Raw genomic sequence first — 17870 nt, forward strand, 5'->3', positions numbered from 1 at the left:
GAAATTTGTAAAATTTGTTTCGAAAACGTTATAGAAAAGATTTATCAAAAACCAATGGTAATAAATTGGCCAAAGAATCAGACTTTACAACTTTTCCTGTTTCACCCATAAAGTAAATTTCAATAGGAGCTTCTTGTTTAACCTCGTATTCAGCAATAGCTTGCCTGCAGGCTCCGCAAGGAGGAATTGGCGCAACAGTCTGCTTTTTTCTAGAGCCAGCAGTTAACGCCATGCGCATGATTTTGACATCTGGAAATTGAGATCCCGCATAATATATAGCGGTACGTTCGGCACAAAGACCTGACGGATAGGAGGCATTTTCCTGATTGTTCCCGGTAACAACCTCATCATTTTCCAGAAGCACTGCCGCACCCACGCTAAAATTAGAATAAGGTGCATAGGCCCTTTCCCTGGCCTTCATGGCCTCTTGCATTAAGGATTTCACATGTTCTGGAAGTTCATCAAAACTCTCATAGACCTGTAAAAATGACTCTATTTTGACTTCTTTCATAGAAAAGTATAATGACTAATTTAAGAAACAATTTTAGACAAAAAAACTATTGCGAGTGCAATAGTTTTTGAGTTTTGTGTTTATATCATATTTAGTATTCCTGATAAGCGCCTCTATCTATATTAAATGACAAGGAGAAACGCAAGGTATTTTCCAATGGGTTTTGGACTTTGGAAGCCGAAAACAAATAGGATAAATCAACACCAATGATATTATACTTAAATCCTGCTCCAATAGCAAAAAACTGTCTCGCTCCCTTTTCTTCAGCTTCATTAAAATAGCCAGCGCGAACGGCAAATGCATCTTGATAGGAGTACTCCACACCCAATGCCCAAGTCCATTCCTTCATTTCTTCACTAAATCCGCCTGGTGCATCACCAAATGACTGGAACATTCCTTGAAAGAACCCTACGTCAGGATCTTTACCTTCTATTATTACCGTTGGATTCACAACAGCTCCCAATTCATCCTCATCTGGGTCATATTGACCATTACCATTGGTATCTGTATATTCATATTCAGTTCCATAAACTGGAGGTGTAGGCACCAATAATTTGGTTACTTCACCTGTAACGGAGATTTTATTAAAATCGTCTAATATAAAATCAAAACCACCACCTAATCGTAAGGTTGTTGGCTGGAAGTTTTCTTGACCACCTTCATCATATTTAAATTTAGGCCCAATATTTTGGATTGCAAATCCCAAACGCGTTCTACCATTAAAGCTACTGTAAGCTTGTTCCTCACTTTGATAATAACCTGAAATATCTACGCCAAACGTGTTTGCTGCTATGGCTTCTGGGTCAACTGCATCAATTTTTAAATCGGATCTTACATAACGCATGGTTACACCCATTGCAAATTGTTCGCTCAATTTAAGCGAATATGACGCATCCAATGCCATTTCATTTGGTTTTACTATAAGTGGTGTTGAATTTTCGTCTTGAACCAATTCTATTTCACCAAGTCCAAAGTACTTAAAACTAGCAGCAAAGGCACTTCGCTCATTGATCCTGTTAAAATATGAAAGATAACCAAGAGAAATATCCTTAACTATCTTTGTGAGGTAGGGTGTATAACTAACACCAACACCTTGCTTGGTTTCCGAAAACGCGTATTTTGAGGCATTCCATTGTTGCGAAAACACATCAACTGATGTGGCAACACCCATGTCACCCATAGAGGCTCCTCTGGCTTCCGGAGCTACCAATAAAAATGGTACACCAGTTGTTACAACTCGTGAATCAAAGTTATCAGGAATTACCACCGTTTGGGCATTCATATATGTTACAGTGAATAAGGCAATAAGTATTAAAATTCGGTTTTTCATGTATTCAATTTATTTAACAAATATAATTTATTATTATAGTATTACAAGTTTCTCTATTTTTTCAACAGTTTTGTTCATTAATGGGGATCTCACAGTTAATTTATAAATATAGACCCCCTTACCTATTTTATCTCCAAAATCATCACGACCATCCCAAACAATATCTCGAGATAAGGCAGAACCACCTTGACCACAGCATTCCGTGGTATTGGTTTGTCCATTAAGTGTTCTAACCAATTTACCTGAAACGGTAAATATCTGTACAGAAACGTCTAAAGGGTCCGAACTATTGTGATTAAACCAAAATTCTGTATAATTCACAAAAGGATTTGGATAATTTAACACATTATTTATAACCAATCCTTGATTTTCATCATACACCACAAACTGGATTTCAGAAGTTGATGAATTATTATAAACATCCCAAGCTTTGAGTGTTAAGGTATGAAGACCTGGTTCTAAATCGCGAAGCGGATAGTTAGCAGAACCTCTTTGGTAATTATCCAATTCTGTTTCATAATAATCATTAAGAACATATTGATTGGTTTCATCACCATCAATGATAGCTACAATGTCGTGACCAATACCGTTTGCTGTATTAATACCGTTTTCATCTTCTAGTTTAACCAATAAGCTGGGTGATTCATTGGTGATGCCTCCTGACACAAAACTTTCATCATTCATATATAAATTAATAACTGGACCCACATTATCCTCTGGGGCATCTGCGTTTAAACCACCTATAATAACATCTGTTATATTGGCTCCAGCTTGATCTTCCAATGCATTGTCTCTTTTGGCATAAAAACTCACTTTACCATTTCCTTCAGGAATTTCAATATCCCTTGGTACAATAAATTCGAATTCAAATTGGCCGTTAGTAATTGTTGCCTGACCTCTAAATATGGCAGCTCCTAAAGTTTCAAAGTCCATAATAATACGCCCTCCAGCATCCGACGTATTATCATTTCCTAAAGTTTGCCGTTCAATATTTTTATCATAAACAACTACAGACAAAACACCATTATAATCAATGACAATTTCTCCTTGTAAATTGGTTACTTCACCGGACAACTTTGCCCGACTTAAAGCCTTTAAAACTTCATTGGACTGGTTAATAGGAACGTCGTTTATTTTAGTCAATCTGATGTTAGGTTTGGCAAAAGCCAATTTCATTGCAGGATCGCCAATAAAAAACACCAATCGCTTTTGCCCTGCTGTTGTCACTAACGGATCAATTTTAGTAAGCCTTAAAGCTTCCGCCATTGTAGGATATTCGTAATCTTCATAGTCATCATTGTCACTATAAGAAAACAAGTATTCGCTTAAGGTTTCATTGAAGTTTCGACCAACATTTACAAAAATTTGCCTAGTAGTAGTAATCAAACCAATTGCACCGCCATCACTATTCCAATAGGTATATTCGCCAGCTGTTGGCCTCATTGGATTATCAAATCGTGTAAATTCACAGGTTACCGTAACAAACAAATTTAACTTGCAAACATTATTAAGTTCTTGAGCATCAATTTTTTCAAATATACGTTCAGTTGCCAGGCCATCTTCTCCACCATGTCCAAAATAGTTTAATATCAGTGAGCCTTTTTCTATGGCATTATTAATAGCTGTGTTTACTCTGGGGTATCTATCTCCACCTGCAGAAGTCTCCTGCAAAAAAGCATCGCTATGAATCTTGATTGAATTTATGAATGGTTTTTCACTTGATACTTCATCAGCTATTCTATCTGTCGTTAATTGCAAATCTCGTTCCCAATCTTCATCTACATCATCTGAAACAACGACAAAATTATTACGCCAATTACCGTATGAAGCTTCTATGTAATAAGATTCAATCTTATCTACCATTTGCTTGGCCCTTTGAGGCGTTTCAGCTAGAATCCTACCAACAGCAATATCCAGTTTATTAAAGGTTTCCATACCTCCTTCATTTTCATCCATCATTCCGTAAAAATCATCAGAAACAAATGAACCGGTTAACGTAAAACTATCATATGCATGCCATGAAGGCATATTATTGGTATTGACAGGTAGTCTGTTTTTATAATCATAGGATCCATCACCAAACAAACATAAATATTTCAACCTTCTTTCGGGGCTACTGGCATTATCATAAATGTATTTAACTAAATTCCTTATAGCTCCAATATCTTGGTTGCCTGTGCTAAACTCATTATAAATTTGGTTTAAGCCAACCACCTTAACATTAAGTCCATACTGATTTCTATTGATTTGGGCTAAGCGCTCTGCTTGACTAAAAAAATTAGCAGGTGTCACGATTAAATAATCAATATCTTCAAAAACACCTTGTGCATTATTAAATATTGTTCCTTTTAAATTTTGGTTAAAAACAAATGGATTAGAAGTGGGTAATGGTTGATAATAATTTCCTGAACCAACAACTGCATATTTTTTTAATGTACCTAAAGGTGATGTAAAGCTGATGGTTGCATCAGAATTAGAATTCACATAATTTCTAACATTATAAATATCGGTCACGTCCCATATTTCTGAAACTTGAGAGGTATTGGAAACATTGTATTGAGCGATTCCCGATGCTGAAGCCACATCTAGATTATAAAAAGTGAATTGCTGCCCCGAATAAGTTAATGCTCTTGTGGCTTCTAAAGAAATATAATCTATAAAAGCCTCTGCAGATGGGTTGCCATTATTATCAAACGCCAAATCAACTCTTATATTTTCTGAACCTACATTGATATCCCCTTCATAGTCAGCCCCACTACCTAGCGTATTTTCATTTATGGCAGGAATGGTTATGTTACTAATAGCATTACCATTAACGTTTATTTGCATGCTTGTTGGAATTTCAGAAATTCCAGCAACGAAAGCTTTAAATTTTACTGGCTCAGTTGTAATAATGTTAGGAAAATTGAATTCAAATGATTTATTGGTTTCCACATCAAATTTATCTCCAAACCAGCGTCTTCCAACACTTGCTACGTTATATTCATCCAACTCGTGAAATTGGTAATTCTGGAAGGAATCTATTACCATGTCAATATTACCAGAGGGCTGAATAAACGGTTGAATACGTTTTCCATTCCCTGGACTTATATTAATATAGTAATTCGTTAAGTCCGTGTAACAATTAATATTAGTATTTCTTGAGACATCATAACCTTTAGGACCTTCTGCATAGAACAAAATATAATCCTGATCATTAAAAAACCCATCCGTTTCACCAATTATACGAATCGCATTTTCCTGAATATCATAAGGATAGTTTTCTGAATTTTCATAAGGAATCATTCTTCCACCATTACCATAAAGTTTGATACTTCTGGGGTCAACCGTGTTAAGATTAATTCCCAGTTGCTCCAAAAATGATTTAGACAATTTAAAAACACCTGTTTTGTCAACCTGAAATCGGTACCAACTACCAGAACTTAAAACCGAGTTAGTTATAGTTCTTATATTAGAGCTTCTTTGGCCCAAACCAGAATTTCTGTAAGAAACCGTAAATGAGGTTATTTTTTTATAAACACCATTCTCTCTAATGATTGGGGAAACCTTTAAAAAAGCTGATTTTTTATCACGAGCAATTGAATTATGTAATTCAAATTTTACCTGATTTGGAATAGTTGCCCGATTTAAGCCTGCCAAATCAGTATTTGAAATTGGAGCAGACGCTACGTTAGACAGGCTAATAGAAGTTTCATCAACCAATTCTTGTATATCCCATTGAGCCACAAACCAAAGGCCTTCCGATGGATTGTAATAATAGTTTTCAGCACTAAAGCTAGGCATTGATGTGACAAAAGACTCTGTACCGAATACCTTGGCATCTTCTCCCCAATTAATATTAAATGTTTTTTGCTGCGAAAAGGCAGCAAGCGTAGTAAAAATGGTAAGCAGTACTAATTTCTTTTTCATTACACAAATAACGCTATTTACATAGTCTTATTATGAAAAAAAACACTTTTTTGAAAAACGAACCAAATTTACAATAATAAAATAGAAAATCAGACGTTATATGACACTAAAACGACGATGAAATACACAAAAAACATCGTTGTAATGCATCATAAATAGGACGAAATGCACTTTTTTTTACTTAAAAATCAAAAATTTGCTTGTATTCTTAGGTATAATTCTTATATTGCGTCACCAAAAATATTAATGGCTTACTTAAAAGTATGGATATGAAAAAAGTAATAACAGTCAAGATACTTCTTGTTTTAGCGGTATCGGTCACAATGGTTGGTTGTAAAAGATCATCCAGCTCTAACAGCTCCAGAGCTACTGGTTGGGACATAAATTCCAGAGACGGCGGTTTTCAATACAATACAAGTTATAAGGGACAGGAAGCTGCTCCTGGTCTTGTAATGGTTGAAGGCGGAACGTTTACAATGGGTAAAGTTCAAGATGATGTTATGCATGATTGGAACAATACACCTAACCAACAACACGTTCAATCATTCTATATGGATGAAACGGAAGTTACCAATCTTATGTATTTGGAATATTTAGATTGGATTAAGCGTGTTTATCCACCATCTGAAGATAATTTTAAAAAGATTTATGATGGTGCCCTTCCAGATACATTAGTTTGGAGGAATCGATTAGGTTATAATGAAGTTATGACTGAAAACTACTTGCGTCATCCAGGTTATCAAGAATACCCTGTTGTTGGTGTTAGTTGGATTCAGGCAGTTGAATTTGCAAACTGGCGTTCTGACCGTGTTAACGAAATGTATTTAGAAGATGCTGGGTATATTGCTAGAGATGCGAAATTAAATTCAGTTTCTTCTGATGCTACTTTCAGTACTGATACCTATATCAATGCTCCTTCAAAGGTTTATGGAGGTAATGATAGTATCACGAATCCTGCTAACACAAGAAGACGTGTTCAAACAACGGCTTCAGGTGATACCATTAATGTTCATGCTACCAGAGAAACTGGTATTATTTCACCTAAATATAGACTCCCAACAGAAGCTGAATGGGAATATGCTGCATTGGGCTTGACATCTATCAGAAACTACAACATCTACAGAGGTCGTAAAAAATATCCATGGGACGGTCAATACACACGTTCTGGAAAACGTAAAGTTCGTGGCGACCAATTGGCTAACTTTAAACAAGGAAAAGGTGACTACGGTGGAATTGCTGGATGGTCTGACGATGGTGCTGATATTACCAATGCCGTAAAATCTTATGAGCCTAATGATTATGGTTTATATGATATGGCAGGAAACGTAGCTGAATGGGTTGCCGATGTGTATAGACCTATCGTTGATGATGAGTTTAACGATTTTAATTACTATCGTGGAAACGTTTATACTAAAAATGAGTTAAACGAAGATGGTACTGTTAAGGTTGTCATGCCAGGAGAAATTGTCTTTGATACACTTTCTAATGGTAAAATAGTTGCAAGAGACCTACCTGGTGAAATTGCTACGGTACCTGTTGATGAAGATGAGACTTATTTAAGAACCCAATTCGACAGAAGTGATAATAGAAACTTTAGAGATGGTGATCAAAGTTCATCTAGATATTATCGTGAAAATTTTGACGAGGAAGAAGGTGCTGAAGGTGGTGAAATGAAAGCGACACGTAAAATGTACAATTCACCTCAACATAGTATCGAAACGGATTCTTCTGGACAAATGATTAAAGAATATGACAAGTCAGATAAACGTACCTCATTAATCAATGATGAAGTACGGGTCTATAAAGGAGGCTCTTGGAGAGATCGTGAATATTGGTTAGATCCTGCTCAAAGACGTTACTTCCCACAAGATATGGCAACTGACTATATTGGATTTAGATGTGCTATGTCTCGTGTAGGTTCTAAATCAGAAAGTAAGAATAAAACTAAAAACTAATTAGTTTTCAAATAAATTAAAAGTCCTGACAAGAGTCAGGACTTTTTTTATACATTTATTTTATGAATATAAACCAAATCCACAACTGCTTTTTAGAATGTGATTTCGTAACAACTGACACAAGGAAAATTTCTGAAAATGCCATGTTTTTTGCCTTAAAAGGTGATAATTTTAATGGAAACAAATTTGCTCAAGAGGCATTAGAAAAAGGTGCCAAATACGCAGTTGTAGACGAACCCGAATTCATTGACCAACCAAATACGATTTTTGTTCAAAACGTATTGAAAACACTTCAGAGCCTAGCAACATTTCACAGAGATTATTTAGGTTTAAAAATTTTAGCATTAACCGGTAGTAATGGCAAGACAACTACCAAAGAACTTATTAATGCCGTTCTCTCAAAAAAATATAACACAACAGCAACAATAGGGAATTTAAATAATCATATTGGCGTGCCACTAACGCTGTTATCAATGACCAAACATACAGAAATTGGAATCGTCGAAATGGGTGCTAATCATCAAAAAGAAATTGAATTCCTATGCAGTATAGCAAAACCCGACTTTGGCTACATTACCAATTTTGGTAAGGCCCATTTAGAGGGATTTGGTGGTGTTGAAGGCGTTATAAAAGGAAAAACTGAAATGTATCGACATTTGATTAATCATAACAAACATATTTTTATAAACACCGATGATCCTATTCAGGTGGAAAAGACTATTAACGCAAAAACTATTGCTTTTGGCTCTCAAAAAAATTCCAACGAAACAACCATAGATTTCCTTGATGCCGATCCTTTCGTTTCCATTGAATTTAAAAACACTGTCATACACAGTAATTTGATAGGCAACTACAATTTTGGAAATATTTCAGCAGCTATTGCTATAGGTAATTACTTCGGTGTACCTATTAATGATATCAAATCTGCCATTGAAGCATACATACCGGCCAATAATCGCTCACAGATAATTACCAAAGGAAATGTAAAAATTATACTTGATGCTTATAATGCCAACCCAACTAGCATGTCAGCAGCATTACATAATTTCAACAATCAAAATCATCAAAATAAAGTTGTTATACTTGGTGATATGTTTGAATTGGGAAATGAAGCTCCTGCTGAACATGAAGCCATAAAAAATCTTGTAGAATCCATGTCGTTTCACAAAATGATTCTAATTGGAGAAAATTTTTATGAAACCAAAAACAACAACAGCACAATTGATTTTTATAAATCCTTTTCGGATTTTAAAGAAGCTGCGGATACATCTAATTTTAAAAATTCCTTGATACTAATAAAAGGGTCCCGAGGCATGGCACTTGAGCGTGTACTTGATTTATGGGACTAGTTGGTATTTACCTTAAACAAAAAATCCTAATGCGCAAACATTAGGATTTTTTTGTGGGTCATACTGGATTCGAACCAGTGACTTCTACCCTGTCAAGGTAACACTCTGAACCAACTGAGTTAATGACCCGAAAATAAAAAAGTCCGCTTTATGACGGACTTTTTGTGGGCGATGAGGGATTCGAACCCCCGACCCCCTCGGTGTAAACGAGGTGCTCTGAACCAACTGAGCTAATCGCCCTCTGTAATTGGATTGCAAATATAAATTAGTTTTTCTTACCGCAAAAACTTTTTTACTAAAAAAATCAAATAATTTCCGCAACTACAAAGGTACTTCCGCCTACGTAAATTAAATCTTCAGATGTGGCTTTTATTTTTGCATTTTCCAAGGCATCTGAAACACTAAAACAAGCTTCTCCTTGAAAACTAAAATCATCAAACTTATTTTTTAATGTATCAACTTTCATACCTCTTGGTACATTCGGTTTGCAATATAAATAGTAGGCATCTTTTGGTAATAAGTGAATGATAGAATCAATGTCCTTATCATTGACCACCCCAAAAACCATGAACAAGTTATGGTAACTTTCAGCTTTTAATTGCTCCATAACCAATTCTAAACCTTCTTTGTTATGTGCTGTATCACAAATAATTTTTGGATTGGTTCCCAAAATCTGCCATCTCCCTTGTAATCCTGTGTTTTTCACAACATGCGACAATCCTTTTTTAATAGCCTCGTCGTTTATTTTATACCCTATCCTTTTTAAAGCCTCTATAGTTTCAAGTACGGTCTTTATATTATGTAGCTGATAGTGTCCTTTTAAGTCTGTTTGATAACTACCGTGGTTATCCTTATCAGCAAAAGAAATAGGTGCATTTTTTTCTTTGGCGATGTGCCTAAAAACATCTTCCGTTTTATTATGACTCTCACCAATTACAATTGGTATATTTTCTTTTATGATGCCAGCCTTTTCGAAAGCAATTTTCTCCAAAGTATCCCCTAAAAACTGGGTATGGTCAAAACCAATATTGGTTATTACTGAAACTTGAGGCGTTATGATATTTGTGGAATCCAATCTGCCACCCAATCCAACTTCTATAACAGCAATATCGACTTGATGTTTTTCAAAATAATCAAATGCCATACCCGAAGTCATCTCAAAAAAAGACAAGTGATTATCATTCAAAAACGTTTGATTACGTTTGATAAAACCCATGACAAACTGTTTACTAACCATCTGCCCATTGATCTTGATACGCTCTCTAAAATCCTTTAAATGCGGCGAAGTAAACAAGCCGACTTTTAACCCTGATTCTTGTAATATGGATGCTAACATGTGGCTAGTTGAACCTTTACCGTTAGTTCCAGCTACATGAATAAATTTTAATCTGCTTTGAGGATTATTAAGATGGGCTGCAAGATTAATGGAATTTTTTAAATCTGCTTTATAAGCCGATTTTCCTTGCCTTTGATACATTGGAAGTTTCGAAAACATCCAATTTAAAGTATCTTGATATGTCATGTAATATTAGTATTCAAAGTTAATACTAACAAAACCTATTTGTTTAGTAGGTGCATTATTATCAGCTGGCCACTGAAACGACAAAGCAATCTTTTTAGCAGGTTCTAATAAACATGATGCAGTATTGGTGGTTCCTTGTACTCCAGGTTCAGCTTTGGTAACATTGCCATTTTTATCTACTTCTATTCTTACTACAACTAAACCATATTCATTGCAATTTTGCTTATATGTTTTATTGGATGGTCTTCCTCTTCCATTGAGCCCATAGCCGACACCTCCTTTTCCTGACCCAGAACTCCCAAAATAACTAGGTGCATAAGGATCGCCATCTAATTGCCCTTTATCTCCAGATGCCTTGTCATCACCTTCTCCACCAGTTTCTGTACCCTCTGATTTACTAACACCGCCTATTAAGGCGTCCAACTTTTTCTTTTTAGCTTCCTGTTCAGCCTTTTCTTTAGCAATCCGTTCTGCTTCAGCCTTTGCTCCGGCGTCAGCCTCTGCTTTGGCTTTTCTTTCTGCTTCTAATTTTGCGTTACGTTCAGCCTCCTTTTGTTTTTTTATGGCGATGGCTTCTTGATTCTCTTGATTTAAAACATCTTCGGTTTTAACTTTTTCAGATGAAGCTGGTGCTGAAGTTTCTAGTTTGGATTCAGATACTTCCTCCACCGGTTTCTGTACCTCTTGAGGTTCGGACTTAACAGGTTTTTTAGGCTGAACATTACCCTCTCCAACAGGACTATTGCCAAAATTGACAGCAACACCATATTCTATGGGAGGATCCATATAAGGTGGGCCAACCACAAACAATAGCAACAATAAAATAACCACAATCAATGTTGTTATTTTTGCTGAATTTCGTTCATGTTTGGTCTCTAAATACTTCACTTTAATTTGGTTTTACAGCCAATATCACTTTAATTTTATTTCTGTTGGCAATATCCATAACCTTGACAACATTATCTACAGGAACTGTTTTTTCTGCTCGCAAAACCAATGTTGGTTGCTCTTGGTTGGACAGCGCGTTTAAAACTTCTGTTTCTAAAACACTTTCACCAACCAACTTTTCGTCTACATAATACCGTAAATCCTTTGTAATACTCACTGCAACCGATTTTTTATTTTCAGTTTTACCACTGGCATTAGGCAATATAATATCAATAGCACTAGTCGTTACTAATGTAGATGCTATCATAAAAAATATCAGTAACAGGAACACAATATCAGTCATGGATGACATATTGAATTCCGGTGTTACCTTATTTCTCCCTCTAATATCCATATTAAATAGGTTCGTTTAAGTGATCTAGAAACTCCAAAGAATTGGCCTCCATCTGATAAACTACCTTATTGGTTTTAACAACCAAATGGTTGTAAGCAATATAAGCTACAATACCAACAATCAAACCTGCTACAGTTGTTGTCATGGCTGTATATAATCCACTTGCCAACACATCCATTTGAATGGTTCCGCCAGCATTAGCCAATTCAAATATTGCCAAAATCATACCAATTACGGTACCAAGGAATCCAATCATAGGAGCGGCACCTGAAATTGTTGCCAGCATACTGACATTTTTTTCAAGACCATAAATTTCTAAACGTCCAGCATTTTCTATGGCGGTATTGATATCTTCCAATGGTTTTCCGATACGCGTAATACCTTTACTAATGAGGCGAGATACTGGCGAGTTAACCTGTGCACACAGCATTTGAGCTGAATCAATCTTACCATTACTAACATGGTCTTTAATTTGATTCATAAAGTTGTTATCTATTTTAGAAGCCGCCTTTATGGCAAAAAGTCTTTCAAAGTATATATATGTAGCCATAATCAACAAAACAAACAAAAGCAATATAATTAGCATTCCTGCTGTTCCGCCACTGGTAATCAACTCAATAATGGATAGGGTTTTTTCCACTGATTCTCCATCAGTTAAAACTTCTGAACCTTCCTGAACTTCTTGGATAAAAGAATTTATCATATTTTAATTAGTCTATTTTAAACTTATAACGTGCGATTTGTCACTAAATTATATCAAAAAATGGTTCTTGTAAACATGAATGCCACTGCACCTACTAAAAATCCAACTAAAGCCAGCCATGAAATCTTTTTCAAATACCAGAAAAAATCAATTTTTTCCATACCCATTGCAACAACTCCGGCAGCCGACCCTATTATAAGCATACTACCGCCTGTTCCTGCCGAGTAGGCTATAAAATGCCATAATTCGTTATCCATTGGTACTGAAAACATTCCTAAACTGGCAGCTACTAATGGGACATTATCAATTACAGCAGAACCAACACCTAATAATAGCACCACTAAGTCAGAAACCCCTTCATGGTGTAATTCAGTACCTAGCATCGGCATATTCTCTTGCAAAGATGTTGCAAAACCAAACAAAATACCCAAAGACTCTAGTGCGGCAACCGCCATTAATATTCCTAAAAAGAACAAAATACTGGGCATTTCAATTTTTGAAAGCGAATGGTGAACAGGACTATGTGCTCCATGGGCATCGTCATGTTCTGAATCTAAACCAGATAAACTAAATTTTGAAGAGCTATAAATTTCAGCAAAAACTGCCACAACACCTAAAGCCAGCATCATACCTACATAAGGTGGCAAATGGGTCACGGTTTTAAAAATTGGAACAGATACAATACCACCCAAACCTAAATACAACATCGTGGAACTGAAACGACTTTTCGGTTTATCATCCTGATCATCATACTCCAAATCACCTTTGAATGCAGGCAAAAAGCTTGCAATAAAGAAAGGTACCAACATACATAATAACGATGGCACAAACAAATACACAAATAAATGTCCAGTAGAAACCTTTTTACCAATCCAAAGCATGGTTGTAGTAACATCTCCAATTGGCGACCATGCTCCTCCTGCGTTTGCTGCAATGATAATTAATCCTGCATACCAGATTCTAACGTTTCTATCCGGAACTATTTTTTGCAGAATGGATATTAAAACTATGGTTGCGGTTAAATTATCTATTATCGCTGATAAGAAAAACGCCAAAAACCCGAATATCCATAAGATACGTTTTTTGCTCTTAGTTTTTATGAACGTTTTAATGGTAGAAAATCCATCAAAATAGTCGATTATTTCAACAATAGTCATGGCACCTAATAAAAATACTAATATCTCTGCTGTCTTACCAAGATGATGCAATAGTGTTTCTTCCATGAGATGCATTTTCTCCTCATGATCTAGCAACCCAAAGTTTTCCATCAAATTATGTTTGGCTGAATCAAACCATTGCGGAAAATGTTCTAGTCCTAATGCTATGAGAGCCCAGCACAAGGACATCATAACTAAAGCTGGAATGAGTTTATCTATTTTTAAATTGTGTTCAAGTGTAATAGCCAAATAACCTACTACAAAAACTATGATAATTAATGACTCCATAAATTTTCTTTATCTTTTTAAATTAATTGTCCTAATGCAATTTCAAATGCTGTTTTACTTAATTCTGTTTTTGATTGGCTTTGGTTATAAACATTTTGCAATGCTTTTTTTATAGTATTGGATGTATCGTTAAAAATAGCTTCATCTGTCATTTGAACCCGTCGTTCCATAAAATAGGCAAATACTCTGGCCATTCCACAATTTGAAATAAAATCAGGTATTAAACTCACCTTACCATCTGTATACTCCATTATAGGTCCAAAGAAAATTTCCTTATCTGCAAAAGGCACATTAGCACCACATGAAATGACCTCTAATCCACTTTTGATCATTTCATCAATTTGATTTTTGGTTATCAATCTTGATGCTGCGCATGGCATAAATACTTCTGTTTCCAAAGACCAAATCCTACGATTCATTTCTTCAAATGAAATCAGATTATCAGCAAATAGTGTATTACCATTTTTATTTAAAAACAAATCGGTTATTTCCTCAAACGAAAATCCATTTTCATTAATTAAGCCGCCAGCTATATCAATAATCCCAACAACTTTAGCTCCCATTTTCGATATATAAAACGCCGCTGCAGACCCTACATTACCAAACCCCTGAACAACCACTCGTTTCCCTTTAATACTACCTCCATAAATATCGTAATAATGTTTGACGGCTTCGGCAACTCCAAAACCAGTAATCATATCGGCTACTGTATATTTTCGGGATACACTTGGAGAATAGTTTGGATTTTCAATTACCTTAATAACTCCTTGACGTAACTGCCCTATTCTGTTGATTTTATCTGCTTGAGAAGGCTTAAAATGCCCTTCAAAAACACCTTCTTGAGGATGCCAAACACCACTTTCTTCAGTAATTGGAATAACTTCATGAATCTCGTCAACATTCAGGTCTCCTCCAGTACCATAATAGCTTTTCAATAATGGAGAAACTGCTTTATACCAACGCTCTAAAACACCTTTTTTTCTGGGATCTTTGGGATCAAAATTGATTCCGGATTTTGCACCGCCAATAGCGGGTCCAGACACTGTAAATTTAACCTCCATAGTCTTTGCAAGCGACAGCACTTCATTCATATCCAGCCCTTTACGCATTCTTGTGCCGCCTCCAGCAGCGCCACCCCTCAATGAGTTAATAACGGTCCAGCCTTCGGCTTCTGTTTCAGGGTCTTTCCAATTAAAAATTATTTCGGGAGCTTTGTCTTCGTACTTTTGAAGTAAATTTTTCATGTAGTTAGTTATTGTCAACAAATATAAAAAACTAAAAATCGGTATATATTAATTTTATAATAATTTTAGGGCTCGAATATTTTACCAGAGCTGTGATCTTTTGATGCTCCCGTTACACTCGCTAAACAATTTACTTCATTGCGTATTTTTAGAACGCCCAATAAACCAAATATCAACGCTTCTTTATATTCAATCAACATTTTCTCCGGTAACACAAGTGTGCTTTTCGTCATTGTTTTTATTTCAGAAATCAAAAAGTCATTATAGGTTCCTCCACCTGTAATAAGCACTTTCGCATGATCTTTTTTGTTTATCTCTTTTGAAATTTGATAAGCGCAATGAGCTATAAATGTTCTCAAAATGTCATTCAGGTCTAACTTATATGAAGCTATCAAAGGAAAAATATGCTCCTTAACCCACTCATAACCTAATGATTTTGGATAATCGGAATGATAGAAATGTAATGCATTTAATTTATCAAGAAGAGGCTCATAAATTTCTCCAGTTGCAGCTAATTGACCTTTATCATCGAAATCCTTTCCTATTTGACTCATATAGTAGTTTAGTACAATATTTACTGGGCAAATATCATATGCTATACGTTCATTATTTATATCAGTTGAAATATTTGCAAAACCACCTAAATTCAAACAGTAGTCATAATCTGAAAACAATAACTGATCACCTATGGGCACTAATGGTGCGCCTTGACCACCAAGTTCAACATCTTGAATTCTAAAATCACAAACAACTTTTCTTTTTAAAATATCTGCCAAATCTGGAATATTGCCAATTTGGTACGTTAGTTTATTTTCAGGTTGATGTAACGCTGTATGCCCATGGGAAGCAACAAAATCAATATCTTCAATTCCGTTAACATCAATAAAAACCTTAATTTTTTCTGCTAACAAAGCCGTAAAATCTTTATCAATCTCTTGTAGGAAAGTCATCGATTCATTTGGCAAATCGCTTAAAATTTTTTTCCAACGTTCTGAATAGGGAAAAGTCACAGCTTTATGAATCTCAAATTTCCATCTTTCATCAAAATTATAAGTTGCATAAACAATGTCTATACCATCTAGTGAAGTTCCAGACATGACACCAATTACATTATACTTGTCTATAATCATATTCGTAAAAATAACTATAACGATTGAAATACTTCTAATAATGCTTTATCTTTGCAATCAATTTTTCAAATAAACAAGCAAACTAGATTATGGATTTCAGCTTAACAGAAGAGCATATTATGATTCGCGATGCTGCTCGCGACTTTGCACAAACCGAATTACTTCCAGGTGTTATTGAACGTGACAACACACAAACATTTCCTAACGAATTGGTTCGTAAAATGGGCGAACTTGGTTTCCTTGGGATTATGGTTGACCCGAAATATGGAGGAAGTGGTATGGATGCGATTTCGTATGTTTTAATTATGGAAGAATTATCTAAAATTGATGCATCTGCCTCGGTTATGGTTTCCGTAAATAATTCTTTGGTTTGTTATGGGTTAGAAGCCTATGGGACTGAAGAGCAAAAACAAAAATATCTTACAAAATTAGCTACTGGAGAGTATTTAGGAGCTTTTTGTTTAAGTGAGCCCGAAGCTGGTAGTGACGCAACATCGCAAGCAACTACAGCAATAGATATGGGTGATCATTATGTTATTAATGGAACAAAAAACTGGATAACCAATGGTGGTCGTTCCGACGTATATTTAGTAATAGCCCAAACCGATCGAGATAAAGGACATCGTGGCATCAACGCCTTTATTGTTGAAAAAGGAATGGAAGGTTTTGATATTGGTCCAAAAGAAGATAAGTTAGGAATTCGTGGAAGCGATACACATACACTGCAATTTAACGATGTAAAAGTTCCAAAGGAAAATAGAATTGGTGAAGATGGTTTTGGGTTTAAGTTCGCCATGAAAACGCTTTCAGGCGGACGCATTGGAATTGCTGCTCAAGCTTTAGGAATAGCTTCAGGCGCCTATGAATTGGCATTAAAATATTCTAAAGAACGTAAGGCTTTTGGAACCGAGATTTGTAATCACCAGGCAATTGCATTTAAATTAGCTGATATGCATACCGAAATAGAAGCTGCACGCATGTTAGTCATGAAGGCCGCTTGGGATAAAGACCAAGGCAATAATTACGATATGTCCAGTGCAATGGCTAAACTATATGCCAGTAAAGTTGCTATGGAACAAACTGTTGAAGCCGTTCAAATTCATGGTGGCAATGGTTTTGTAAAAGAATATCATGTAGAACGATTAATGCGTGATGCAAAAATCACTCAAATATATGAAGGTACTTCAGAAATTCAGAAAATAGTGATTTCGAGAGGTATTACTAGATAATTGAATAAAAATATAATACTTTTTTTAAGTAGAAAAAGCTTGGTATATACCAAGCTTTTTTATTTTTCTTATTTCAATTAAAAAAAAGTCTCTTACAAAACAAAAAACCCTTTCATTGGATAATGAAAGGGTTTTCAAAAAAGGCGGCGACCTACTCTCCCACGAGTGCAGTACCATCGGCGCTAACGGGCTTAACTACTCTGTTCGGAATGGTAAGAGGTGAGCCCCGTCGCTATAACCACCTTAAGTCTTTCGGACACT

At 35.6% G+C, this 17870-nt stretch carries 13 protein-coding genes, 2 tRNA genes and 1 rRNA gene; 3 read left to right on the forward strand and 13 right to left on the reverse strand.

The window, feature by feature from the left end:
• Window positions 1–28: 28 nt before the first annotated feature.
• From cdd to porU, 3 genes are all read right to left on the reverse strand, one after another.
• Window positions 29–511, reverse strand: coding sequence for a cytidine deaminase (cdd, locus tag C1T31_RS08060; protein WP_103051977.1), 483 nt, complete (start codon window positions 509–511; stop codon window positions 29–31).
• Window positions 512–602: 91 nt separating this feature from the next.
• Window positions 603–1841, reverse strand: a complete 1239-nt coding sequence (gene porV, locus C1T31_RS08065) for a type IX secretion system outer membrane channel protein PorV (RefSeq protein ID WP_103051978.1) — start codon at window positions 1839–1841, stop codon at window positions 603–605.
• 33 nt (window positions 1842–1874) lie between these two features.
• The gene (gene porU, locus C1T31_RS08070; RefSeq protein ID WP_103051979.1) at window positions 1875–5750 is read right to left on the reverse strand and encodes a type IX secretion system sortase PorU; all 3876 of its coding nucleotides are present in this window, start codon (window positions 5748–5750) and stop codon (window positions 1875–1877) included.
• A gap of 263 nt (window positions 5751–6013) precedes the next feature.
• Here porU and gldJ point away from each other — a divergent pair, with 263 nt between their 5' ends.
• Both gldJ and C1T31_RS08080 read left to right on the forward strand, forming a co-directional pair.
• Window positions 6014–7705 (forward strand): gliding motility lipoprotein GldJ, encoded by a 1692-nt coding sequence (gene gldJ, locus C1T31_RS08075; protein ID WP_207764268.1) that lies wholly within the window; start codon window positions 6014–6016, stop codon window positions 7703–7705.
• Between the two features lie 62 nt (window positions 7706–7767).
• Window positions 7768–9054 (forward strand): UDP-N-acetylmuramoyl-tripeptide--D-alanyl-D-alanine ligase, encoded by a 1287-nt coding sequence (locus C1T31_RS08080; RefSeq protein ID WP_103051980.1) that lies wholly within the window; start codon window positions 7768–7770, stop codon window positions 9052–9054.
• A 54-nt stretch (window positions 9055–9108) separates the two neighbouring features.
• Here C1T31_RS08080 and C1T31_RS08085 read toward each other — a convergent pair.
• The 9 genes from C1T31_RS08085 to C1T31_RS08125 form a co-directional block, all read right to left on the reverse strand.
• A tRNA-Val gene (locus C1T31_RS08085) sits at window positions 9109–9183 on the reverse strand.
• 36 nt (window positions 9184–9219) lie between these two features.
• Window positions 9220–9294 (reverse strand) — tRNA-Val (locus tag C1T31_RS08090).
• Between the two features lie 64 nt (window positions 9295–9358).
• A complete protein-coding gene (locus C1T31_RS08095) occupies window positions 9359–10576 on the reverse strand; it encodes a bifunctional folylpolyglutamate synthase/dihydrofolate synthase (RefSeq protein WP_103051981.1) in 1218 nt (405 codons plus the stop codon).
• Between the two features lie 6 nt (window positions 10577–10582).
• The gene (locus C1T31_RS08100; protein WP_103051982.1) at window positions 10583–11464 is read right to left on the reverse strand and encodes a cell envelope integrity protein TolA; all 882 of its coding nucleotides are present in this window, start codon (window positions 11462–11464) and stop codon (window positions 10583–10585) included.
• Window position 11465: 1 nt separating this feature from the next.
• Window positions 11466–11858: an ExbD/TolR family protein gene (locus tag C1T31_RS08105; RefSeq protein ID WP_103051983.1), complete on the reverse strand. Its 393-nt coding sequence runs from the start codon at window positions 11856–11858 to the stop codon at window positions 11466–11468.
• Window position 11859: 1 nt separating this feature from the next.
• Window positions 11860–12561: a MotA/TolQ/ExbB proton channel family protein gene (locus tag C1T31_RS08110; protein WP_103051984.1), complete on the reverse strand. Its 702-nt coding sequence runs from the start codon at window positions 12559–12561 to the stop codon at window positions 11860–11862.
• Between the two features lie 53 nt (window positions 12562–12614).
• Window positions 12615–14006, reverse strand: a complete 1392-nt coding sequence (nhaD, locus tag C1T31_RS08115; protein WP_103051985.1) for a sodium:proton antiporter NhaD — start codon at window positions 14004–14006, stop codon at window positions 12615–12617.
• A 17-nt stretch (window positions 14007–14023) separates the two neighbouring features.
• Window positions 14024–15250 (reverse strand): Glu/Leu/Phe/Val dehydrogenase dimerization domain-containing protein, encoded by a 1227-nt coding sequence (locus C1T31_RS08120; protein ID WP_103051986.1) that lies wholly within the window; start codon window positions 15248–15250, stop codon window positions 14024–14026.
• A gap of 65 nt (window positions 15251–15315) precedes the next feature.
• The gene (locus C1T31_RS08125; protein WP_103051987.1) at window positions 15316–16380 is read right to left on the reverse strand and encodes an anhydro-N-acetylmuramic acid kinase; all 1065 of its coding nucleotides are present in this window, start codon (window positions 16378–16380) and stop codon (window positions 15316–15318) included.
• Window positions 16381–16469: 89 nt separating this feature from the next.
• Here C1T31_RS08125 and C1T31_RS08130 point away from each other — a divergent pair, with 89 nt between their 5' ends.
• Entirely contained in the window at window positions 16470–17609 is a 1140-nt protein-coding gene (locus C1T31_RS08130) for an acyl-CoA dehydrogenase (protein ID WP_103051988.1), read from the forward strand.
• Window positions 17610–17747: 138 nt separating this feature from the next.
• On the opposite strand, the gene rrf is transcribed toward C1T31_RS08130, so the two are convergent.
• Window positions 17748–17855, reverse strand: a 5S ribosomal RNA gene (rrf, locus tag C1T31_RS08135).
• Between the last annotated feature and the right edge of the window lie 15 nt (window positions 17856–17870).

The sequence above is a fragment of the Hanstruepera neustonica genome, from assembly GCF_002895005.1.
In the GTDB taxonomy this organism is placed as follows: Bacteria; Bacteroidota; Bacteroidia; order Flavobacteriales; family Flavobacteriaceae; genus Hanstruepera; species Hanstruepera neustonica.